This is a genomic window from Actinomadura macrotermitis (assembly GCF_009604375.1).
Lineage (GTDB): Bacteria > Actinomycetota > Actinomycetes > Streptosporangiales > Streptosporangiaceae > Spirillospora > Spirillospora macrotermitis.
The window spans coordinates 650,233-670,725 of sequence record NZ_WEGH01000002.1; the positions used below are offsets into that span (position 1 = coordinate 650,233).

General features: G+C 74.7%; 17 protein-coding genes and 1 pseudogene. 12 read left to right on the plus strand and 6 right to left on the minus strand.

Annotation, left to right across the window (positions count from 1 at the left end):
- Nucleotides 1–12: 12 nt before the first annotated feature.
- From clpB to ACRB68_RS41245, 3 genes and pseudogenes are all read left to right on the plus strand, one after another.
- A complete protein-coding gene (gene clpB / locus ACRB68_RS14900; RefSeq protein ID WP_153533071.1) occupies nt 13–2,610 on the plus strand; it encodes an ATP-dependent chaperone ClpB in 2,598 nt (865 codons plus the stop codon).
- Between the two features lie 122 nt (nt 2,611–2,732).
- Nucleotides 2,733–3,086, plus strand: a pseudogene (locus tag ACRB68_RS42820) (Clp protease N-terminal domain-containing protein); the annotation flags it as partial.
- A 552-nt stretch (nt 3,087–3,638) separates the two neighbouring features.
- On the plus strand, nt 3,639–5,417 hold the full coding sequence (locus ACRB68_RS41245; RefSeq protein ID WP_328594222.1) for a protein kinase domain-containing protein: 1,779 nt from the start codon (nt 3,639–3,641) through the stop codon (nt 5,415–5,417).
- On the opposite strand, the gene ACRB68_RS14910 is transcribed toward ACRB68_RS41245, so the two are convergent.
- Nucleotides 5,407–6,102 carry an aspartate/glutamate racemase family protein gene (locus ACRB68_RS14910; RefSeq protein WP_235959390.1) on the minus strand — a complete coding sequence of 232 codons (696 nt, stop codon included), beginning with the start codon at nt 6,100–6,102 and terminating at the stop codon, nt 5,407–5,409. The genes ACRB68_RS41245 and ACRB68_RS14910 overlap by 11 nt on opposite strands.
- Nucleotides 6,103–6,172: 70 nt before the next feature.
- The gene (locus ACRB68_RS14915) at nt 6,173–6,337 is read right to left on the minus strand and encodes a hypothetical protein (RefSeq protein ID WP_153533073.1); all 165 of its coding nucleotides are present in this window, start codon (nt 6,335–6,337) and stop codon (nt 6,173–6,175) included.
- A 205-nt stretch (nt 6,338–6,542) separates the two neighbouring features.
- Here ACRB68_RS14915 and ACRB68_RS14920 point away from each other — a divergent pair, with 205 nt between their 5' ends.
- From ACRB68_RS14920 to ACRB68_RS14930, 3 genes are read left to right on the plus strand one after another with little or no spacing between them, the layout of a single operon-like run.
- Complete coding sequence (locus ACRB68_RS14920) at nt 6,543–7,166, plus strand: TetR/AcrR family transcriptional regulator (protein WP_153533074.1); 624 nt, start codon at nt 6,543–6,545, stop codon at nt 7,164–7,166.
- Nucleotides 7,167–7,189: 23 nt separating this feature from the next.
- Nucleotides 7,190–7,399 (plus strand): hypothetical protein, encoded by a 210-nt coding sequence (locus ACRB68_RS14925; protein WP_194293318.1) that lies wholly within the window; start codon nt 7,190–7,192, stop codon nt 7,397–7,399.
- Between the two features lie 6 nt (nt 7,400–7,405).
- On the plus strand, nt 7,406–7,924 hold the full coding sequence (locus ACRB68_RS14930; RefSeq protein WP_153533076.1) for a hypothetical protein: 519 nt from the start codon (nt 7,406–7,408) through the stop codon (nt 7,922–7,924).
- Here ACRB68_RS14930 and ACRB68_RS14935 read toward each other — a convergent pair.
- Both ACRB68_RS14935 and ACRB68_RS14940 read right to left on the minus strand, forming a co-directional pair.
- Nucleotides 7,914–8,789: an alpha/beta fold hydrolase gene (locus ACRB68_RS14935; protein WP_153533077.1), complete on the minus strand. Its 876-nt coding sequence runs from the start codon at nt 8,787–8,789 to the stop codon at nt 7,914–7,916. The genes ACRB68_RS14930 and ACRB68_RS14935 overlap by 11 nt on opposite strands.
- A gap of 2 nt (nt 8,790–8,791) precedes the next feature.
- Complete coding sequence (locus ACRB68_RS14940; protein ID WP_153533078.1) at nt 8,792–10,147, minus strand: hypothetical protein; 1,356 nt, start codon at nt 10,145–10,147, stop codon at nt 8,792–8,794.
- A gap of 289 nt (nt 10,148–10,436) precedes the next feature.
- On the opposite strand from ACRB68_RS14940, the gene ACRB68_RS14945 reads away from it, so the two are divergent.
- The 3 genes from ACRB68_RS14945 to ACRB68_RS14955 all read left to right on the plus strand — a co-directional run bounded on the left by ACRB68_RS14945 (nt 10,437) and on the right by ACRB68_RS14955 (nt 13,787).
- The gene (locus ACRB68_RS14945; protein WP_153533079.1) at nt 10,437–11,027 is read left to right on the plus strand and encodes a dihydrofolate reductase family protein; all 591 of its coding nucleotides are present in this window, start codon (nt 10,437–10,439) and stop codon (nt 11,025–11,027) included.
- 137 nt (nt 11,028–11,164) lie between these two features.
- Nucleotides 11,165–12,094 carry an esterase/lipase family protein gene (locus tag ACRB68_RS14950; protein ID WP_153533080.1) on the plus strand — a complete coding sequence of 310 codons (930 nt, stop codon included), beginning with the start codon at nt 11,165–11,167 and terminating at the stop codon, nt 12,092–12,094.
- Between the two features lie 67 nt (nt 12,095–12,161).
- Nucleotides 12,162–13,787, plus strand: coding sequence for an alkaline phosphatase D family protein (locus tag ACRB68_RS14955; RefSeq protein WP_153533081.1), 1,626 nt, complete (start codon nt 12,162–12,164; stop codon nt 13,785–13,787).
- Between the two features lie 40 nt (nt 13,788–13,827).
- On the opposite strand, the gene ACRB68_RS14960 is transcribed toward ACRB68_RS14955, so the two are convergent.
- On the minus strand, nt 13,828–14,574 hold the full coding sequence (locus ACRB68_RS14960) for a hypothetical protein (RefSeq protein ID WP_153533082.1): 747 nt from the start codon (nt 14,572–14,574) through the stop codon (nt 13,828–13,830).
- 193 nt (nt 14,575–14,767) lie between these two features.
- Between ACRB68_RS14960 and ACRB68_RS14965 the strand changes: the two genes are divergently transcribed.
- The 3 genes from ACRB68_RS14965 to ACRB68_RS14975 all read left to right on the plus strand — a co-directional run bounded on the left by ACRB68_RS14965 (nt 14,768) and on the right by ACRB68_RS14975 (nt 19,573).
- Nucleotides 14,768–17,224 carry a sigma-70 family RNA polymerase sigma factor gene (locus ACRB68_RS14965; RefSeq protein ID WP_328594224.1) on the plus strand — a complete coding sequence of 819 codons (2,457 nt, stop codon included), beginning with the start codon at nt 14,768–14,770 and terminating at the stop codon, nt 17,222–17,224.
- A 255-nt stretch (nt 17,225–17,479) separates the two neighbouring features.
- Nucleotides 17,480–18,853 (plus strand): NYN domain-containing protein, encoded by a 1,374-nt coding sequence (locus ACRB68_RS14970; RefSeq protein WP_153533083.1) that lies wholly within the window; start codon nt 17,480–17,482, stop codon nt 18,851–18,853.
- A 102-nt stretch (nt 18,854–18,955) separates the two neighbouring features.
- Entirely contained in the window at nt 18,956–19,573 is a 618-nt protein-coding gene (locus tag ACRB68_RS14975) for a tetratricopeptide repeat protein (RefSeq protein ID WP_328594225.1), read from the plus strand.
- A 289-nt stretch (nt 19,574–19,862) separates the two neighbouring features.
- On the opposite strand, the gene ACRB68_RS14980 is transcribed toward ACRB68_RS14975, so the two are convergent.
- A complete protein-coding gene (locus ACRB68_RS14980; RefSeq protein ID WP_153533084.1) occupies nt 19,863–20,429 on the minus strand; it encodes a hypothetical protein in 567 nt (188 codons plus the stop codon).
- Between the last annotated feature and the right edge of the window lie 64 nt (nt 20,430–20,493).

The window sequence follows — 20,493 nt, forward strand, 5'->3', positions numbered from 1 at the left end:
GGGGAGCCGTAGATGAGCAGCAACCTGACCCTGAAGAGCCGCGAGGCGATGACGGTCGCGATCCGGCGGGCCGCGACCGAGGGGAACCCCCAGATCGAGCCCGTCCACCTGCTGGCGGCGCTGCTGGCGCAGCCCGAGGGCACCACCGCGCCGCTGCTGGAGGCCGTCGGCGCCGACCCCGCCGCCATCCGCCGCCTCGCCGAGGAGCAGCTGGCGCGGCTGCCGAAGGCCAGCGGCGCCACCGTGCCCGAGCCGCGCATCGGCGGGCAGCTCCAGCGGGTGCTGGCGACCGCCGAGCACCGCGCCGAGGAACTGCAGGACCAGTACGTCTCCACCGAGCACCTGCTCGTCGGCCTCGCCGCCGACGGCGGCCCCGCCGCCGCGCTGCTGAAGGACGCCGGCGCGACCCCGCAGGCGCTGCTGGACGCGTTCGAGAAGGTCCGCGGGCACGCCCGCGTCACCTCCGAGAACCCCGAGGAGACCTACCAGGCGCTGGAGAAGTACGGCGTCGACCTCACCGCCGCCGCCCGCGACGGCAAGCTCGACCCCGTCATCGGCCGCGACACCGAGATCCGCCGCGTGGTGCAGGTGCTGTCGCGGCGCACCAAGAACAACCCGGTGCTGATCGGCGAGCCGGGCGTCGGCAAGACCGCCGTCGTGGAGGGCCTCGCCCAGCGGATCGTCGCCGGCGACGTGCCCGAGTCGCTGCGCGGCAAGCGCCTGGTCTCCCTGGACCTGTCGGCGATGGTCGCCGGCGCCAAGTACCGCGGCGAGTTCGAGGAGCGGCTGAAGGCCGTCCTCGGCGAGATCAAGGAGAGCGACGGGCAGGTCGTCACGTTCATCGACGAGCTGCACACCATGGTCGGCGCCGGCGCCGCCGAGGGCGCGATGGACGCCGGCAACATGCTGAAGCCGATGCTGGCCCGCGGCGAGCTGCGCATGATCGGCGCGACCACGCTGGACGAGTACCGCGAGCGCATCGAGAAGGACCCGGCGCTGGAGCGCCGCTTCCAGCAGGTCTTCGTCGGCGAGCCGACCGTCGAGGACACCATCGCGATCCTGCGCGGGCTGAAGGGCCGCTACGAGGCGCACCACAAGGTGCAGATCAACGACTCGGCGCTCGTCGCCGCGGCGACGCTGTCGGACCGCTACATCACCGCCCGGTTCCTGCCCGACAAGGCCATCGACCTGGTCGACGAGGCCGCGTCCCGGCTCCGCATGGAGATCGACTCGCGGCCCGTCGAGGTCGACGAGCTGCAGCGCGCGGTGGACCGGCTGAAGATGGAGGAGCTGAACCTCGCCAAGGAGACCGACGAGGCGTCCAAGGCGCGGCTGGAGCGGCTGCGCCGCGACCTGGCCGACAAGCAGGAGTCGCTGAACGCCCTGGTCGCCCGCTGGGAGCGGGAGAAGGCCGGGCTGAACCGCGTCGGCGAGATCAAGGAGCGCATCGACGCCGCCCGCGGCGAGGCCGAGCGGGCCCAGCGCGACGGCGACCTGGAGACCTCCGCGCGGCTCACCTACGGCGAGATCCCCGAGCTGGAGAAGCAGCTGGCGCAGGCCGCCGAGGCCGCCGACGACCGCGACGCCATGGTCAAGGAGGAGGTCGGCCCCGACGACGTCGCCGACGTGGTGGGGTCGTGGACCGGCATCCCCTCCGGCCGGCTCCTGGAGGGCGAGACCGAGAAGCTGCTGCGGATGGAGGACGAGCTCGGCCGCCGCCTCATCGGCCAGTCCGCCGCGGTGCGCGCGGTGTCGGACGCGGTCCGGCGCGCCCGCGCCGGCGTCGCCGACCCCGACCGCCCCACCGGCTCGTTCCTGTTCCTCGGCCCGACCGGCGTCGGCAAGACCGAGCTGGCCAAGGCCCTCGCGGAGTTCCTGTTCGACGACGAGCGGGCGATGACCCGCATCGACATGAGCGAGTACGCCGAGAAGCACTCGGTGGCCCGCCTGGTCGGCGCGCCGCCCGGATACGTCGGCTACGAGGAGGGCGGCCAGCTCACCGAGGCCGTCCGGCGCCGCCCCTACTCGGTGGTGCTGCTCGACGAGGTGGAGAAGGCCCACCCCGAGGTCTTCGACGTCCTGCTGCAGGTCCTGGACGACGGGCGGCTCACCGACGGGCAGGGCCGCACGGTCGACTTCCGCAACACGATCCTGATCCTGACCTCCAACCTGGGGTCGCAGTTCCTGGTCGACCCGACGATGGAGAACGGCGCCAAGCGCGAGGCCGTCATGACGGCGGTGCGGACGGCGTTCAAGCCCGAGTTCCTGAACCGGCTCGACGACGTGATCCTGTTCGACGCCCTGTCCACCGAGGAGCTGACCCGGATCGTCGACCTGCAGGTCGACCGCCTGGCCCGCCGCCTGGCCGACCGGCAGCTGCGGCTGAAGGTCACCGACGCGGCCCGCGAGTGGCTCGCGCTCACCGGCTACGACCCGCTGTACGGGGCGCGGCCGCTGCGCCGGCTGGTGCAGACCGCGATCGGCGACAAGCTCGCCCGCGAGCTGCTGAGCGGCGAGATCCGCGACGGCGACGAGGTGCTGGTCGACCTGGACGAGGCCGCCGACACCCTCACCGTCGGCCCCGCCCGCGGGCTCACGGTCGTCAAATAGAGGGACGCGAACGGCTCCGCCTGAGGGCACAATGACGTGAACGCGGATCATTTGCCCGGGCGGAGCCGACCAGCGTGGAACTCGATCTGACCGACGGCGCCAAACGGACGCTGACGGACGCGGTGGCCCTCGCCACCGCGTCCGAGCATGTCCGGACCGAGCCGCCGCACCTGCTGCTGGCGCTGCTGGACCGGGCCGCCGCGCTGCTGCGGGCGGTGCGCGCCGACCCGGCGGACCTGCGCGCGGAGGCCGCCGCGCTGGCCGGGCGGCCGTCCGCGACGGTGTCGCTGGTGCGGTCCGGCCCGACGCCGCCGCTGTCGCGGGCGGGCGTCGCGGTGATGCGGGCCGCCGCCCGGCACGCGCGGGAACTGGGCGACCCGGCCATCTCGGCGGGCCACATGCTGATCGCGCTGGCGGAGGAGGGCGACGGCTGCGGCGCCCTGCTGGCCCGCCACGGCGCGGACGTGCCGTCCTTGCGTGAGGCGTTCGTCCGTTTCCAGGCCGCCGCCGCCCAGGCCGCATCCGGCCACTCCCGGCCCCCGCACCCCTCCGAACCGGCACCAGGCCCAGCGCACTCTCCGACCCCACAAGCCCCCGGACCCGCACAACCCCGGGACCCGCAGCCCTCTCGACCGGCATCTGATCCCGCCCAGTCTTCGGAACAACAACCGTCCCGATCGGCGACAGGTCCCGCGTCACCTCCGCAACCGCGCCCCCAAGCGGCGCCGCGACCCGTGCACCCCTCCAACCAGCAACCGCCCAGGCCTGCAGCAGGTCACGCATCACCTCCCCAACCACGCCCTGAACCGGCGCTGGGACCTGCGCACCCTTCGAACCAGCAACCGCCCAGATCGGCGACAGGCCACACGTCACCTCCGCAACCGCGCCCTGAAATGGCGCCGGGACCCGCGCACCCCCCGAACCAACAACCGTCCAGGCCTGCGGCAGGCCCCGCTTCGTCTTCTCAGCCGGGTCCTGCCCGTGCGCTGCCGTCGTATCTGGCGGATCTGGCGGCGGGGCGGGAGCCGGTGCTGGGGCGGGACGAGGTGATCCGGCGGCTGGTCGGGGTCCTCGGGCGCCGGGACCGGGGCAATCCGCTGCTGGTCGGGGAGTCCGGCGTCGGCAAGTCGGCCGTGCTCGGCGGGCTCGCGCATGCGCTCGCCCCCGTCCGGCTGCTGGCGCTGACCGGGCCGGTGGCGGATCGGGCCGCGTTCCGCGCGGCGCTGGCGGACGGCGCGGTGGTCGCGCTGGACGACCTGCACACCGCCGTGGCGTCCGACGGCTCCCTGCCCGATCTGCTGGCGTGGCTGCTGGCGGACGCCGGGGTCCGGGTCGTCGCGACCGTCACGCCCGCCGGGCACCGCGCGTGGGCCGAGCGGCTGCCCGGGTTGTTCCGGCATTTCCGGCCGGTCCCGCTGGACGAGCCGGACCTCGACGCCACCGTGGCGATCCTGCGCGGCCTGCGGCCCCGGTACGAGGAGCACCACCGGCTGGCGATCGGCGACGACGCGCTGGTGGCGGCCGCCGCGCTCGCGGGCCGGCACGTCACCGCCGGGTTCCAGCCGGAGAAGGCCATCGACCTGCTCGACGAGGCCGCCGCGCGGCACCGGCTGGGCGGCGGCGCGCGTCCCGGCGCCGAGGCGCCCCCGGACCTGGTGGCCGAGGCCCTCGCCGGGCACGCCGGGCTGCTGCGCGTCCTGGCGGAGGCGCGGCAGCGGCGGCAGGCGGAGGCGGCCAAGCTGGCGGGGCTCGTCGAGCGGCGGCGGGCGCAGGCCGAGCAGGCCCGGCGGGCCGGTGACCGGGCGGAGGAGGAGCGCCTCACCGGCACCGTGCTGCCCGCCCTGGAGCGGCGGCTCGCCGCCACCGTCCAGCTGACCGCCGGGGACGTCGCCGAGGTCGTCCCCGCGCCGCCCACCTCGACGCTGCTGCTGCCGGGCGCCGACGAGCTGGAGCCCGGCGACCCGCGCGCGCTCGGCCGGTACCGGATCGTGCGGCGGATCGGCGCGGGCGGGCAGGGCGTGGTCTACCTGGGCGAGGACGCGTCCGGCGGGCAGGTCGCGATCAAGGTGCTGCGCGCGGAGGTCACCCGGAGCCCGCAGGCGCACGACCGGTTCCAGCGGGAGGTCGCGGCGGCCCGCCGGGTCGCCTCGTTCTGCACCGCGCAGGTGCTGGAGTCCGGCTTCGAGGGACGGCGGCCCTACGTGGTCAGCGAGTTCGTGGACGGCCCGTCGCTGCGCGAGGCGATCGCGGTGCGCGGCACCCGCTCGGGCGCGGCGCTGGACCGGCTCGCGATCGGCACGATCACCGCGCTGGCCGCGATCGCCGAGGCCGGCATCGTGCACCGCGACTTCAAGCCCGACAACGTGCTGCTCGCCCCGGACGGGCCGCGGGTGATCGACTTCGGGGTGGCCCGCGCGCTGGACGCGGCGTCGCTGACCGGCCAGGCGATCGGCACGCCCGCCTACATGGCGCCCGAACAGGTGCGCGGCGGCGCGGTCGGCCCGGCCGCCGACGTGTACGCGTGGGCGTGCACGCTCGTCTACGCCGCGCTCGGCCGCCCGCCGCACGGCGCCGACGGGGTGCAGCAGGTCATGCACCGCAAGCTGTACGGCGAGCCCGACCTGGCGGGGTTCGCCGAGGCGGCGTCGGCTCCGCTCGCCGACCTGGTCGTGCGGTCGCTGGCGCGCGACCCGGCCGCCCGGCCGACCGCCGAGCGCATCCTGTTCCGGCTGCTCGGCCGGGACGACCCGGCGGACGGCGGGCTGCTCGCCGAGGGCGCCGCCGTCGCCACCCGCGTCAACGAGTGACGGCGAGGTCGAGGGCGCGCTCGACGTGGACGCGGGTGGAGTCGAACACCGGGAGCGGAACGTCCCGCGGGCCGATCAGCAGGGTGATCTCGGTGCAGCCGAGGACGACGCCCTGCGCGCCGCGCCCGGCCAGCTCCCCGATGATGCGCTGGTAGTCCTTGCGGGAGGAGTCCTCGACGCGGCCCTGGGTGAGCTCCTGGTAGATGACGTCGTGCACGAGCGTGCGGTCCGGTTCGTCCGGCACCATCACCTGGACGCCGTGGTCGAGCATCCGGCGCCGGTAGAACTCCATCTCCATGGTGAACCGGGTGCCCAGCAGCGCGACGGTGGTCAGCCCCGCCGCGGCGATCCGCTCCGCGGTGGCGTCGACGATGTGCACGAACGGCACGCGGGTCGCGGCCTCGATGGCGTCCGCGACGTGGTGCATGGTGTTGGTGCACAGCATGATCAGGTCCGCGCCGGCCCGTTCGAGGGTCGCCGCGGCCTCGGCGAGGCGCCGCCCGGCCTCGTCCCACTCGCCCGCGCGCTGCATGGCCTCGATCTCGGCGAAGTCCACGGTGAGCATGAGGCTGGGCGCGCAGTGGTGCCCGCCGAGCCGCCGCCGGGTCCCCTCGTTGAGCAGCCGGTAGTACTCGGCCGACGATTCCCAGCTCATGCCGCCGATGAGTCCGATGGTCCGCATCATGCGCGCCATCCTCACCCACCCGCGTCCTCATAGGTAGACCTGGGTTTCCTGGATGACATCCAAAGAGAACTTATGGCTTGGCCACGATGCCGTGGAAGAGCGTGCCGGCTCCGGTGTGCGCGGGCGGCGGGGTCACCGAGCCCATCGCCCCCGCCGCGACGAGCGCGACGGCCACGAGCGCCCGCCGCCGCAGCCTGCCGCCCTTCCGCGGTCCGGTGGTGTGATGCGCGTCCATGATGTTCCCCCTGTCGTGCGTTGCCTGCACTTTCGAACCTAGGCCGCCGCCGCCCGCCACCACATCCGTGTAGCCCCCCTGATCGAGGGTGGGGTCAACCCCACCCCGCCCTGAGCACCCGTACTCACCCGGCTCTGTTTGAGCGACTGCTCAAGGGAGCGCTACGCTTCCGTTGAGCAGTCGCTCAAACGAGCATCGGGGAAGCATGGAAACACGCGTCAAGCTGCTGGAAGGAGCGCTGGAGGTCCTGCGCACGCGCGGGATCGCCGGTGCTTCGGCCCGGGTCATCGCGGCCGCCGCCGGGGTCAACCAGGCGCTGGTCTTCTACCATTTCGGGACCGTCGACGATCTGCTCGTCGCGGCCCTCGGGCACGGCGCGGAGAGCCGGGTGGCGCGCTACCGGGAGCGGTTCGCCGGGATCGACTCGATCGGCGGGCTCGTCGAGCTGGGCCGCGCCGTCCGCGAGGAGGAGCAGGCGGCCGGCAACTTCACGGTGCTCGCGCAGCTCCTGGCGGGCGGGCAGGCCAACCCCAAGCTGGCCGAGGCGACGGCGGCGGGCCTGGCGCTGTGGACGCGCGAGGTCGAGGCCGTGCTGGCGCGCGTCCTGGCCGGCACCCCGCTCGCGGAGTTCGTGCACGTCGGCGGCCTCGCCCGGGCGCTCGCGTCGTCGTTCATCGGGCTGGAGCTGTACGCGGGCGTCGACGCGGACGCGGCCCGCCAGGCGACCGGGGCGCTGGACGAGCTGGCGATGCTCATGTCGGTGCTGGACGATCTCGGCCCGGTCGTGCGCCGCGCCGTCCGCGCCCGCCTCCGCCGGACCGCCCGGTGAACGGCGAACCGGCTCTCCGGCCGGTGTGGCGTCTGCTGGCGCTGTGCTTGATGGCGGGCCTGATCGGCACGTTCGTGCTGCCCGTCTGGGCGTTCCTCGCCGTGTGGATCGGCAGCGACCTGATCGGCGGCGGCGTGGGCTCGCTGCGCCACAGCTGGCCCGGTGCGGTGACCGTCGTCGCCGCGCCGTTCCTGGTCTTCGCGCTCATCCGCGCGATGGCGCGGGCGTGCTAGGTGCGCATGGCCGAGGAAGCCGACGCCGGACGCATGCGCCGGGTCCACCCGTTGCGAACGCTCGCCAGGAAGCCGGTGTGGCGGCTGGTGTCGCTGTTCCTGGTGCTGGGATCGCTGGGCACCTTCGTGATGCCCGTCTGGGACTTCGCCACGTTGCTGACCATTGTTTATCTGGTCGCGAACGGGCCGGGCCTGTTGCTGATCGCATGGCCGGTCGCGCTGGGGCTCGTCGTCGTGGCGATCTTGATCCTCGCGTTGACCGGTGCGCTGGTCCAGAACGTCCCCCAGGTCTCCATGGGGCCACTGCGGTGGAGCATGGTGCTGTATGCGGCTTCCTCCGTTTTCTGGTTCCTGGGATTCAGCTATCCCTGGCCTATCTTTGGGATCTTCTTCTTCGTGAAAGGCGGCGCGGCGACCGTGCTGACCGCCGCCGCGCTCACCCGTGTTCGCCGGCTCGCGTGGCCCGCGCGGCTGCTGCTGGCCGTGCATACCGTCACGGCGGTCTGCCTCTGGTTCATCCGCTGAGGATGTCCAGGAGAGCGTCGGCCAGGCGGTCGGGGGCCTCGATGGACGGCCAGTGGCCCACGTCGGGCCACAGGACCAGTTCGGTCCCCGCGCGGAGGACGGCCAGGCGGCGGGGCATGTCGGCCACGGCGATCGGGTCGAGTTCGCCCCAGATCGCGGTGAGCGGGCCGGCGTAGTCCACGAGGGCGGCGGTCCAGCGGTCCTGGTGGCGGCGGCGCTCCTCGATGTAGCGGATGAGGCGCGGCAGCAGGCGGTCGCCGTCGTCGTGGAGCACCAGGGCGACCAGGGCGTCCACCTCGGGAGAGTCGGCCCAGCCCGGCGGGAACGAGTCGGCGATGCTGCGGCGGAGCAGGTCGCGGGGCAGCGGATCGGCCAGGGTCTCGTCGGGCAGGGACAGCAGGAGTTGCTGGCCGTCGCTGAGCCGCGCCATGTCGATGAAGATCGAGCCGTTGGTGAGGACGGTGCGCTCGATCGTGAACGGCAGCTCGCCCGCGTTCTGGCGGGCCAGCAGCTCGGCCGCGACGGTGTCGCCCATGTCGTGCGCGACCACGACGCACCGTTCCACACCGTGCGCGACGGCGACGAGGGTGGCCAGGTCGGCCTGGTCGAACAGGGAGTAGGAGGCGCCCGCGGGCTTGTCCGACAGGCCGTGGCCGAGGAAGTCGAAGGCGATCACGCAGTGCTCGGCGGCGAGCCGGGCCTGCACGGCGCGCCAGTCGCAGGACGAGCCGGGGAAGCCGTGCAGCAGCAGCACCGGCAGGTCCCCGGCGCCTTGGTCGGTGACGAAGATGTCGTAGCCGCCGAGCGTCATCGTGCGCCCGGCGTCGCGGTGGCGGCGTGCCTCTTCGGGCAGTTCGTCGGACATGATCAGTATTGTGACCCGGGACTCGGACGTTCCGAAGCGTGCGCGGTGAGCCAGCGGACCGCGCCGATGCCGGCGACCAGCGCGCCGGCGGCCAGGACCAGCCCCAGCGACGGCCCGAGGTGGTGCACGCCCGCGAGCATGCTCGACTCGGCCTGGCCGTTGTCGAGCTGCGCCGCGGCGAGCGCGCCCTGGCCGCCCGCGACGAGCGCGGCGAGGACCGGGCCGAGCACCGCGGGCGTCCCGCCGCGCCGGGTGGTGACCCGGGCGGCGGCCGCGACGGTGCAGGTCGCCGTGGCCACCAGCAGGGCGAGCAGCAGGGCGGCGGGGATCCACCGGCCCTGCGCGACGATCTTCTCCGGGGCGCCGCCGGTCGCGGCCACCGCGATCAGCAGGACCAGCGCGCACAGCACCGTGCCGCCGGCCGCGACGGGCGTCCGCCACTTCGTCCGGGCCAGGACGGCGCCCGCGACGAGGCCGGTCAGCGCGGCGGCGAGCCCGGCCGTCCGGTGGAAGGCCACGCCGTAGGAGCCGAGCAGCAGCGGCGCGGCGACGCCGGCCTGCACGGTCGCCGCCGCCGCGACGCCCGCCAGGCCCCACACCCCCGCCAGCGTCGCGATCAGCACCGCGCACCCCAGGATCACCAGGCCGGTCAGCGCGGACTGCGCGGCGTCGCGGCGCGCCAGCGAGTCCGCCGAGACCTCCAGGATGCGGGCGGCGCGGGAGGTGGTCAGCACCGGCGTGACGAACACCAGGGCCGCCGCCAGCCCGCCCGCGATCACCGGCAGCGCGTGCGGGCGCGGCCCGGCCGCGCCGCGCAGCCGTGCCACGGCCACCGCCCCACCGGCGGCGCCCGCGAGGGCGAGCAGCAGGTGCGCCGCGTTCACGCCGGCCGGAAGGCTCAGCCAGGCGGCGCCGACGAACGCCGCCCCGGTGAGGAGGGCGCCCGCCGTGCAGCCGCAGAGGGCGGCCCCGGCGCCGGTCGCGCTGGCCTCCATGAGCTCCTGCGCGGCGGCGAGGACGGCGATCAGCACCAGCCACGTCCCGGCGTAGCCGAGGGTGCGCAGGGAGGGGTGCGCGCCGAACTGCGTGATGTAGGGCGTCAGCACGGCGGGGAGGGTGAGCAGGGAGCCGCCGAGCAGCAGCCACGGCCAGCGGCGGATCAGCAGCAGGCCGGCGACGACGGCGGCGACGGGCATCGCCGTGTGCACGTGCACCTCGGCGGACAGCGCGGTCACCCCCGGCCAGCCGCCGATCAGCTGGGACGGCGCGCCGAGCCCGGACGCGGCGTTGACCAGCACACCGAGGCCGCTCGCGGCGGTGGCCAGCACCACCGTGGGGTTACGTCCGGCTTTGTCCATGGGCAGGAGCGTGCCATGGATGATCAGCGCCGTCTTGAGCGAAAGTGCTCAGATCCGACCTGAGTCCCTCATCGAAGTAGCGGCCGAACCCCGCCCCGCCGAGGGCGGCGCGGGCCGCGGCGGTGACGCGGCCGACGTCGCCGCGTTCGGCATCGAAGATGCGACGGTCCGCTTCCTCTACGGCTCCCTCGGGAAAAACTTCTCCGGCGATGTCGAGAACCCGGCCGCCGCTCCGACCAGTGGGCAAGAGGCACCCGGAAAGGGCGCCGGCGCAGCAAGGAGACGGACGATGAGCAAGGTCACCTGTGACATCGCGATGTCGGTGGACGGTTTCGTGGCGGGCCCGGCCCAGAGCCTGGACACGCCGCTCGGCGAGAACGGCGAGCTGCTGCACCGCTGGATGTTCGAGCAGGCCGAGGCCAACACGGCGGAGATCGAGGCCATCACGGAGGCGGGCGCCTACATCATGGGCCGCAACATGTTCGGCCCCGTGCGCGGCGACTGGGACCAGGACTGGAACGGCTGGTGGGGTGAGAACCCGCCCTACCACGCGCCGGTGTTCGTCCTCACCCACCACTCGCGCGAGCCGGTCACCATGGAGGGTGGCACCGTCTTCAACTTCGTCACCGGCGGCATCACCGAGGCGATGGACCTGGCCCGCGCCGCCGCCGGCGACCGCACCGTGTCGGTCGCCGGCGGCGCCAGCACCGTGAACCAGTACCTGTCCGCCGGGCTGATCGACGAGCTGCGGCTGCACATCGCCCCCGTGCTGCTGGGCGCCGGGGAGCGCCTGTTCGCCGGCGTCGCCGACCTCGGCCTGCAGCCCGTCCGGACGACGGGCACCGACATGGTCACCCACGTCACCTACCGCAAGCCCTGATCAGGCGGCGGAAGTTGTCCGCGGCCACAAGCCGGGCCGGACAACTTGCGTGAGAACTCCATAGAGCGGGATTCGGGCGCACTGGTTCCATGAGCACCGCGTGTGGCGCCCGCCACACGCAGCCGGAGGAGCCCCCCATGCCCCGTACATCCCGCAGGTCCTGGCGCCGTATCGCGATCCTCGGCCCGGCACTCGCCGCCCTGGCGGCGTTCTCAGTGCCGGGCCCGGCCAGTGCCGACACCCCGCTGCCGGTGGTCTACAACTCGCTGGCCGGCCTCCCGGGGCAGTTCTCCAGCGCGCCGCCGCCCGGCGCCAACGACTTCTCCTGCAAGCCGAGCGCCGCCCACCCGCGCCCGGTGGTGCTGGTCGAGGGGACGAGCGCCACGATGGCGCTCAACTTCAACGCCATCTCGCCGCTGCTGAAGAACAACGGCTACTGCGTCTTCGCCCTGAACTACGGCGGCTACGGCGTCCTGACCGCGACCGGCGACATCCCCACCTCCGCCGGCCAGCTCGCCGCGTTCGTCGACAAGGTCCTCGCCGCGACCGGCAGCGACAAGGTCGACCTCGTCGGCCACTCGCAGGGCGGCGGGGTGACGCCGCGCTGGTACCTGAAGTTCCTCGGCGGCGCCGCCAAGGTCGCCAACCTGGTCGGCCTGGCCCCCAGCAACCACGGCGCCAGCGTGAGCGGCTTCGCCGACCTGCTGAAGACCTTCCCCTTCCTGCAGGTCCCCCTGGACGCCCTCGCCGGCCCCGCCTGGGCCCAGCAGGCCCCCGGATCCGCCGTCCTCACCAAGCTCAACACCGGCGGCGACACCATGCCCGGCGTGCGCTACACCGTGATCGCCACCAAGTACGACCAGGTCGTCACCCCCTACCGGTCGACCTACCTGACCGGCCCGGACGTCACCAACATCACCGTCCAGGACCTCTGCGAGCAGGACTACACCGAGCACCTGGCGATCGCCTACGACCACGTCGCGCTCCGCGTCATGCTCAACTCCCTCGACCCGGCGCACGCGGTCCAGCCGGTCTGCAGCCAGGTGCTCCCCCTCATCGGCGGCTGAGCCTTCCCGGCCCGCCGAGCCGCGGAAAGAATGGACGAAAGCCCCCTCGGTCGGCTAGAGAGGCCAGATGACGGCTTTGGTACTGGGCCCGCTGCTGCGGCATGTCGGTGAGCACACCGCGACGATCTGGGTCGAGACCGCCCACCCCTGCGAGGTGCGCGTCTTCGACGACGAGCACGGGCTCGACGCGCGGGCCTCGACGTTCACGGTGCACGGGCACCACTACGCGCTCGTGGAGGTCGACGGCCTGGAGGCGGGCGCGCGCGTCCCCTACCAGGTGGCGCTCGACGGGAAGACGGTGTGGCCGGCCCGGGAGACGCGGTTCCCGGCCAGCCAGATCAGGACGATGGACGCGCGGGAGACGCTGCGCATCTCGTTCGGGTCGTGCCGCCGGGCCCCCGACACCGCCAAGGTGTTCGGGGTCGACGCGCTCGCCGCGCTCGCGCACCGGCTGACCGACGACCCGGACGCGGCCTGGCCGAGCGTGCTGCTGATGGTCGGCGACCAGGTGTACGCCGACGAGCTCAGCGAGGAGATGCGCACGTTCATCCGCGCGCGGCGCGAGCCCGGCACCGAGCCCGAGGACGAGCTGGCCGACTACGAGGACTACACCCACCTGTACGCGCTGGCGTGGCGGGAGGACCCGGCGGTGCAGTGGCTGCTGTCCACCGTGCCGACGCTGGTGATCTTCGATGACCACGACATCCGCGACGACTGGAACACCTCCTTCACGTGGCGGCAGCAGATGTGGGCCAAGCCGTGGTGGCGGGACCGGATCGTCGGCGGCATCGCCTCGTACTGGGTGTACCAGCACCTGGGCAACCTCGCGCCGGGCGAGCGGGCCGCCGACCCGGTCTACCGGGCGGTGCTGGAGGCGGCGGCGAAGGGCGAGGACGCCGGGCCGCTGCTGGACGAGTTCGCCGAGAAGGCCGACAAGGAGCCCGCGTCCACCCGGTGGAGCTACTCGCACGACTGGGGCGGCACCCGCTTGGTGGTGGTGGACAGCCGCTGCTCGCGGCTGCTGACCGAGGACCGCCGGGGCATGCTCGACGACGACGAGTTCCAGTGGCTGGACGGCCGGCTGCAGGGCGGCATGGACCATCTGCTCATCGCCAGCTCACTGCCGTATCTGCTCGCCCCCGCCATCCACCATGCGGAGGCGTGGAACGAGGCCGTCGCCGCGGGCGCCTGGGGCGCGCGCGCGGGCCGGTTCGGGGAGAAGGTCCGCCAGGCCGCCGACCTGGAGCACTGGGGCGCGTTCGAGAAGTCGTTCAACGAGGTCGCCAAGGACATCGTCGCGGTCGGGCGGGGCGAGCGGGGCGCGCCCCCCGCGACCATCGCGTTCCTGTCCGGCGACGTGCACTACTCGTATGTGGCGCGGGTGACGTCGCCCGAGACGACGTCGCAGATCGCGCAGCTGGTGTGCTCGCCGTTCCGCAACCCGCTGCCGGCGCACTTCCGGTTCGCGCAGCGGCTCGGCGTCACCCGGCCGATGGCGGGGATCACCCGGCTGCTGGCCCGGCGGGCGAAGGTGCCGCTGCCGCCGCTGCGGTGGCGGCTGACCGACGGCCCCTGGTTCGACAACGCGGTCGCGACCGTGGAGCTGACGGGGCGGACCAGCCGGGTCCGCTGGGACACCCCGGCGTCGGAGACCGACATGAGGCAGCTGGCGGGCGTGCGGATCGCCGGCTGAGCGGGCCCGCCGCGCCCCCTCGCCGCGGCGGGCCCGCGGCTCACCCGCCCGCCGGCAGTTCCAGCAGCGCCAGCGCCACGGTGAGGTCGCACGGCAGGCGCTCCACCCACACCTCCAGGTCCTCGCCCTCCAGGGTGCGCGCGAGCAGCTCGCGCGCACCGGCCACCGCGCGGCCGAGGCCGGGCCCGGCCGGGGCGAGGGCCACGACGCGGCCGGTGCCGACCAGCGACAGCGTCTCGCCGCCGGTGAACACCGTCCGCAGGTCGTGCCCGACGACGACGGCGCGGGCCAGCCGCTGCCACGGCTCGGTGTTCTCGGGCAGGTCGACCATGACCAGGACGTGGCCGCCGGGCGCGGCGGCCGTCCGGTACAGCTCGGCCAGCCTGCTGCGCAGGTAGGCCGGGGTCATCAGGCCGGTGAGCGGGTCCTCGCAGGTCCCCGCGGGCGGCAGCAGGCCCGACTCGGCCCAGCCCTCGGCGGTGCAACGCACCAGCGCCAGCGGCGGGTGCGGCCAGCGCAGCTCGGTGAACAGCGCGCCGAGGTCGCCCAGGGTCTCGGCGATCCCGACGCCGGCGCGGCCGCGCGCCTGGCCGAGCCGGGCGCAGGCGGCGGCGAGGCCGTGGCCGTCGCAGGCCGCCGCCAGCACGAACTCGACGGCGGGCGCCCACCAGTCGGCGGGCATCACCCAGCCGGTCTCCGCGCTGCGCGCCCGCCACCGCTCGCGCAGTTCGTCCGGGCCCGGGGCGAGCCGGCCGCCGGCCTGGGTCCCGCTCCACAGGTACGCCATCACGCCACTCCTCAGCTGGTCGTCGGTTCGTGTTCCGCCCCTCCCACGGGGGTCCGGCCGGGTCATGACGCGAGATGCGCGACCAATTCCGCGACACTGGGTGTGCGGCCGGTCACCTTGTGCGATCATCGGGTCCGCCGTCCAGTAAGCGACCCCCGCGCCGCCGCCGCGGGCCACCGGCGAGGAGGCTCCTGTGAGCGAGAGCGTGACGGACACCGCCGTGGCCGAGGCCAGCGACGCGGCGCTCATCGCCCGCATCCGGGCCGGTGAGCACGCCGCCTACGGCACGTTGTACGAACGCCATCTGGACGCGGCGCGCGGCCTGGCCCGGCACCTGATCGGCGGGGACGCCGCCGAGGACGCGGTGCAGGAGACCTTCGCCAAGATCCTGGACGTGCTGCAGCGCGGCGGCGGCCCGCAGGAGGGGTTCCGCCCCTACCTGCTGACGTCGGTCCGGCGCACCGTCTACGACCGGTACCGGGGCGAGAAGCGGCTGCACACCACCGACGAGATCGAGGTGTTCGACCCCGGGGTGCCGTTCGAGGACCCGGCGCTGGCGGGCCTGGAGCGGTCGATGATCGTGCGGGCGTTCCGGGCGCTGCCCGAGCGCTGGCAGGCGGTGCTGTGGCACACCGAGATCGAGGGCGCCCGGCCCGCCGAGGTGGCGCCGCTGCTCGGCCTCACCGCCAACGGCGTCGCGGCGCTGGCCTACCGGGCCCGCGAGGGGCTGCGGCAGGCGTACCTGCAGATGCACCTGGCCGAGCCGGACGCGCCGATCGGCTCCGGCGCGGCCGTCCCGCCCGCGACCGACCGCTGCCGCCCGGTGCTGGACAAGCTCGGCGCGTACGTGCGCGACGGCCTGGCCCGCCGCGACGCGCGGTCCGTCGAGCGGCACCTGGACGACTGCGCCCGCTGCAAGGCCATCTACGCCGAGATCGCCGACGTCAACGGCACGCTGCGCGAGGGTCTCGGCCCGCTGGTGCTCGGCGCCGCGGCCGCCGCCTACCTGGCGGCGGCCAAGGGCGGCGGCCTGGCCGCCGGCGGCGGCGTCCTCGGCTGGTTCCGGCACCTGCCGAAGCGGCAGCAGCAGGCGACGGCCGGTGCCGCGGCGGCGGTGCTGGTGGGCCTGCTCGCGGGCGGGATGGTGCTGGCCTCGACCGGCGAGCCGCTCAAGCCGCGGCCGAAGCCGCCCGCGGCAGCCCCGGCCGCACCCGCGCCCGCGCCGCCGGCCAAGCCGGGGGCGCCCGGCGGCAAGCCGAAACCGAAGCCGCCGGCCAAGGCCGCGCCCAAGCCCAAGCCCAAGCCCGCGCCGGGCGCGAGCACGCCGAAGCCCGCCGCGGCACCGGCCGCGCAGCCTCCCGCGAAGATGACCGCCCGCATCGGCACCGTCGGGACGCTGCTGCGGCAGCAGCCCGGCATCGTCGCGATGACCGTGCGCAACGACGGCGGGAGCCCGTCCAAGGACGTCCTCGCCATCGTGGACCTGCCGCCCGACGTCGCCTACGCGGGCGGCGCGACCGGCCGCAACTCGGTGATGTTCACGCCGCTGCGGCCGCCGGGCGACGGCTGGGCGTGCCGTCCGGGCGCGGGCGGGACGGTGCGCTGCACGCACGCGCCGCTGCCGGCCCGCTCGGCCACCTCCGCCTACCTGGACGTGCGGGTGGGCGCCGCCGCGCCCTACGACACCCCGCCGGCCGTCACGCTGCGCGCGGGCGGCGCGCCGCTCACCGCCCGCGCCGAGGAGGGCGTCGCCGCCGACGGGATGCCCGCGCGGTTCGCCGCCGACGGCCACGTCCGCGCCGTCCAGACCGGCAACGCGCTGCTCGGCTGCGACACCGCCGACGCGGGCTGCCGCCGGGCGATGGACCGCGAGGGCGACGAGCGCGACGACGACTTCTGGGACATGACCCCGATCGACCGCGACGACGACAAGGGCACCTCCTCCTCCAGCGCCGCCACCCTGGACGTCCCGGCGGGCGGCAAGGTGCTGTGGGCCGGCCTGTACTGGTCGGGCGTGGCCGACGGCGACGTCCCGGCGACCGCGAAGCTGCGCGGCCCCGGCGGCGCGTACCAGGCGGTGAAGGCCGCCGAGACGCGGCGCGGGCGGTTGCCCGACTTCGGCGTCTACCAGGCGTTCGCCGACGTCACCGAGCAGGTGCGGGCGGCGGGCGGCGGCACCTGGTGGGGCGCGGACGTGCCGACCGTCCCGGGCACCGCGCACTACGCGGGCTGGGCGCTGGTCGCGGTCGTGGAGGACCCGAAGGCGCCGTTCCAGCAGGCGATGGTGCTGGACGACGCCCGCGCGCTCGGCCCGCAGGCCGGCGACCGGCTGGAGGCGCGGGTGAACGGCCTGCTCACCGCCGCCCGCCCGGCCCGGATCGGGCTGGTGGCCTGGGAGGGCGACGCCGGGCTCACCGGCGACCGGTTCAGCCTGGACGGCCGGGCGCTCACGCCCGAGACCGGCGACCGCTCCGCCGACAACGTGCTGGACTCGGCGGCGGACGGCGCGATCGGCCCCAAGCTCACTTTCGGGATAGATGTCGATTACTTCTCAGTAACCCTGGGGCGGCATCCCGTCCTCTCCCTGTCCACCGGGCGGGACGCCCTGTTCGCGGGGGTCGTCACGGTCACCGCGCCCATGCGCAGTTGAAATCCGCCCGGGCACCGAACCCCGCCCCGGCCCTTTCCGTAAAGATCATGAAGCGGGTATTTCGGACAGAAAGGATGTGCTGGTAGCGTCCGCGCTACATCCGAGGGGCCGATCCCGTACCCGCCCGGAGCGGGCGGCGTGCGGGCGTTCCGCGGCGGCTCGCCGGATCGGCCTACGCGACCTTCGGGCTTCACTAGGCTAGGGATTCCCGGGTCTCTCCGGCCCATGTCCCGACATCCGGAAAGGCGGTGTCGCATGGATCGCTGCGCGCTGTTCGTAGACGCCGGCTATCTGCTGGCGGACGGCGCCATGGCGGTGCACGGCACCCGCCACCGCGAGACCGTCTCCTGGGATTTCGGCGGCCTGCTGCAACTGCTCGGCAACCTCGCCCGCGAGCGCACCGGCCTGCCGCTGCTGCGCTGCTACTGGTACGAGGCCACCGTCGAGGGCCGCCGCGCGCCCGAGCACGAGGCGCTCGCCGACCTGCCCGGGCTGAAGCTGCGCCTCGGCCGGATCCGCCCGGGCCGCCGCGAGGGCGTCGACACCGAGATCCACCGCGACCTGATGACGCTCGCCCGCGGCGGCGCGCTCGCCGACGCCGTCCTGGTCAGCGGCGACGAGGACCTGGCGCAGGTCGTCGCCGACGCGCAGGACCTCGGCGTGCGGGTGACGGTCGTGCACGTCGCCGCCGACGGCAACTGGACGATCTCGCGGGCGCTGCGCCAGGAGTGCGACGACCTGATCGAGATCGGCGCCGGCCACCTGCGCCCCTACGTCAACCTGCTCTCGGGCATCGACAGCGGCGCGGGCAGCGGCACGGGCTCCACACCCGCGCTGTCGGCGGCGCCGCTGTCCAACGGGCACGGCAGCGCCTCGTCCCTCGGCTCGCTGTCGGCGACGGTGCAGAACAGCCCGCCGCCCGCCACGCCGCTCACCGCGCAGCCGTCCTCCGCCTCCACCTCCTCCTCCGCCGGACGCGGCGGTTCGAGCAGCAGTGGGTACGGCACGGGCGAGTACGGCACGGGCGAGTACAAGACCGGCGAGTACAGCACGGGCGAGTACAGCACCGGTGAGTACAAGACGGGCGGGTACGTGCCGAGCCAGTCGTCCTCCTCCTCCGGGAGCGGGTCGAACTACGGCTCCGGGCTCGGATCGACCTCCAGCGGCCCGCAGCCGCTTCCGGTGAACCCGCTGCAGCAGGCCCCCTCCTCGGCGTCCGCCTCCCAGGCACCGCCCAGCAGCAGCACGCAGTACACGCCGCCGTCCCCGCCTCCCGCCATGCCGCCTTCCAGCATGCCGCCGCCCAGCATGCCGCCCGTTTCGCAGCACGGCCCCTACACCGGGCCGCAGCAGATCTCCCCGCTGCCGGTGCAGCAGAACACCCCGTCGCTGGCGGACGCGGTGAAGGCCGCGCACAAGGAGGGCCAGGACTTCGGCGAATCGGTCGCCCGCGACGCGCCCGCGCTCTGGCTGGAGGCGGTGCTCGCCCGCAAGCCGCGGATGCCGTCCGATCTGGAGGCGCGGCTGCTGCAGGGCTCCTCGCTGCCCATCGACTTCCTGCTGCACGACGAGGTCCGGCACGCGCTGCGCCGCGGCTTCTGGGACGCCCTCGAACGTTCCCGCAGGTAGCGGCGGCGCCGCGGGTCATCCCGCGACCACGTACGCGTAGAAGATTCACGATCATCCGCGATTCGCCCGCTTCGGCCGCCGGGCGCCGGGTAGCGTTGAGGCGTGACGCATGTGACGGAAGACGATCTCGACGACCTGGAGTTCGCCACCCTGCGCACCGGCGATCACGTCACGGCGGCCCGGCGGCTCGGGGAGCTGGCCGAGGCGGTGTCCGGCGGGGTGTCGCGGGCCAACGTGCTGCTGCGCGCCGGCGAGCAGTGGCAGCACGCCGGCGACCACGGCAGGGCCGCGGAGTTCTACGAGAAGGCCGTGCAGGACGGTGGCGAGACCTACGGCGACCCGCGCGCCTACCTGGCCGACGCGCTGTTCGAGCTGCAGCGCCCCGCCGAAGCGCGCGCGCTGCTCGACCAGATCCGCGCCGACTCCCCGCGCGACCCCGAGGTCTACCGGGCGGTCGCCGAGGTGCTGTACGCCCAGGGCGACGCGGCGGGCGCGCACGAGTGGGCGACCAGCGGCGCCGACCTCGTCCTCGCGCTGCGCGACCGCGCGACCGGCACCGGCCTGGCCGGGGTGCCCGACGCGGCGGCCGACGACGATGTGGCGCTCGCCGAGGACAGCCTGGAGGCGCTGCTGCGGCTGCGCTACCGCGCCCGCGTCGACCTCGGCAAGCCCGAGGACGACTACGACGCCCTGCTGGACGACCTGCTGAAGAACGCCTGACCCCCGCCCCCGCACTCCTCGTACGGGCCGCTCAGGGCGCCGCCTTCACCTCGCGGCACTCAGCACGGTGGTCACCGCGCTGTCCTCAACATGCGGCGTTCTCGGCATGGCCGCCTTCGGCGCGCGCCCTAGAGCACGGTCGTCACCGCGATGCCCTTGGCACGCGGAGCTTTCAGCACGGGCACCTTCGGCGCACGGCCCGCAGAGCGGTGCCCTCGGCTCAGGCCGTGCGGCCTCTCAGCACGGGCCCTGAGCGCAGCCCCTCAGCGCGGCCCGTCAACACGTGTCCTCAGAGCGCGGCGAGCAGGTCGCCGAGGGCCTGCCCGGCGGTCACGGGCGGTTCCTGCTCCACGACCGGCCAGCCCCGCAGCCGGGCCTCCCGGACGGCCTGCTCGTGCCCGGCCGCGGCGCCGGTGGCCGCGAACGCCGTCCGGTCGGCGTGGGTGCGCAGGTAGCCGCAGGGCGCCTCGGGCCAGTCCGCCGGGACGGCGGGGGCCGCCCCGCCCTCGGGCCCGTGCCCGTGCCCGTGCTCATGTTCGTGCTCGCGGCGCGGGCGGGGCAGCAGCGCGTCCACGAAGACGTAGCCGCCGACCTTGCGGTGCGCGGCGCGCTGCGCCAGCGCGACGGCCGGCAGCAGCGGCCCGGCCGTGCCGTGCCCGACCAGCACCAGCGGCGCCACCGGATCGGTCGCCGCGATGATCAGCGAGGCGCGGGCCACGTACCGGGCGCCGCCGCCCTCGGCCACGGTCGGCGCGACCACGTCGTGGCCGCGCGAGCGCAGCAGTTCGGGCAGGTCGCCCCATGCGGCGGCGGTGTCCAGCGGGGCGTGCAGCAGCACCAGGGTGCCAGGCGTCAACGTCGACCTCCGGGGTAGCCGGGCGCGGCCACCGGCCCCGGGCCACCGTACAGCGCCCGCCTCG

What these genes read in the sequence shown, in the direction of transcription:
- clpB (WP_153533071.1), top strand. Translation starts at nt 13, where the DNA reads ATGAGCAGCAACCTGACCCTGAAGAGCCGCGAGGCGATGACGGTCGCG.
- ACRB68_RS14910 (WP_235959390.1), bottom strand. Translation starts at nt 6,102, where the DNA reads ATGATGCGGACCATCGGACTCATCGGCGGCATGAGCTGGGAATCGTCG.
- ACRB68_RS14915 (WP_153533073.1), bottom strand. Translation starts at nt 6,337, where the DNA reads ATGGACGCGCATCACACCACCGGACCGCGGAAGGGCGGCAGGCTGCGG.
- ACRB68_RS14920 (WP_153533074.1), top strand. Translation starts at nt 6,543, where the DNA reads ATGGAAACACGCGTCAAGCTGCTGGAAGGAGCGCTGGAGGTCCTGCGC.
- ACRB68_RS14930 (WP_153533076.1), top strand. Translation starts at nt 7,406, where the DNA reads ATGGCCGAGGAAGCCGACGCCGGACGCATGCGCCGGGTCCACCCGTTG.
- ACRB68_RS14935 (WP_153533077.1), bottom strand. Translation starts at nt 8,789, where the DNA reads ATGTCCGACGAACTGCCCGAAGAGGCACGCCGCCACCGCGACGCCGGG.
- ACRB68_RS14940 (WP_153533078.1), bottom strand. Translation starts at nt 10,147, where the DNA reads ATGGACAAAGCCGGACGTAACCCCACGGTGGTGCTGGCCACCGCCGCG.
- ACRB68_RS14945 (WP_153533079.1), top strand. Translation starts at nt 10,437, where the DNA reads ATGAGCAAGGTCACCTGTGACATCGCGATGTCGGTGGACGGTTTCGTG.
- ACRB68_RS14950 (WP_153533080.1), top strand. Translation starts at nt 11,165, where the DNA reads ATGCCCCGTACATCCCGCAGGTCCTGGCGCCGTATCGCGATCCTCGGC.
- ACRB68_RS14955 (WP_153533081.1), top strand. Translation starts at nt 12,162, where the DNA reads ATGACGGCTTTGGTACTGGGCCCGCTGCTGCGGCATGTCGGTGAGCAC.
- ACRB68_RS14960 (WP_153533082.1), bottom strand. Translation starts at nt 14,574, where the DNA reads ATGGCGTACCTGTGGAGCGGGACCCAGGCCGGCGGCCGGCTCGCCCCG.
- ACRB68_RS14970 (WP_153533083.1), top strand. Translation starts at nt 17,480, where the DNA reads ATGGATCGCTGCGCGCTGTTCGTAGACGCCGGCTATCTGCTGGCGGAC.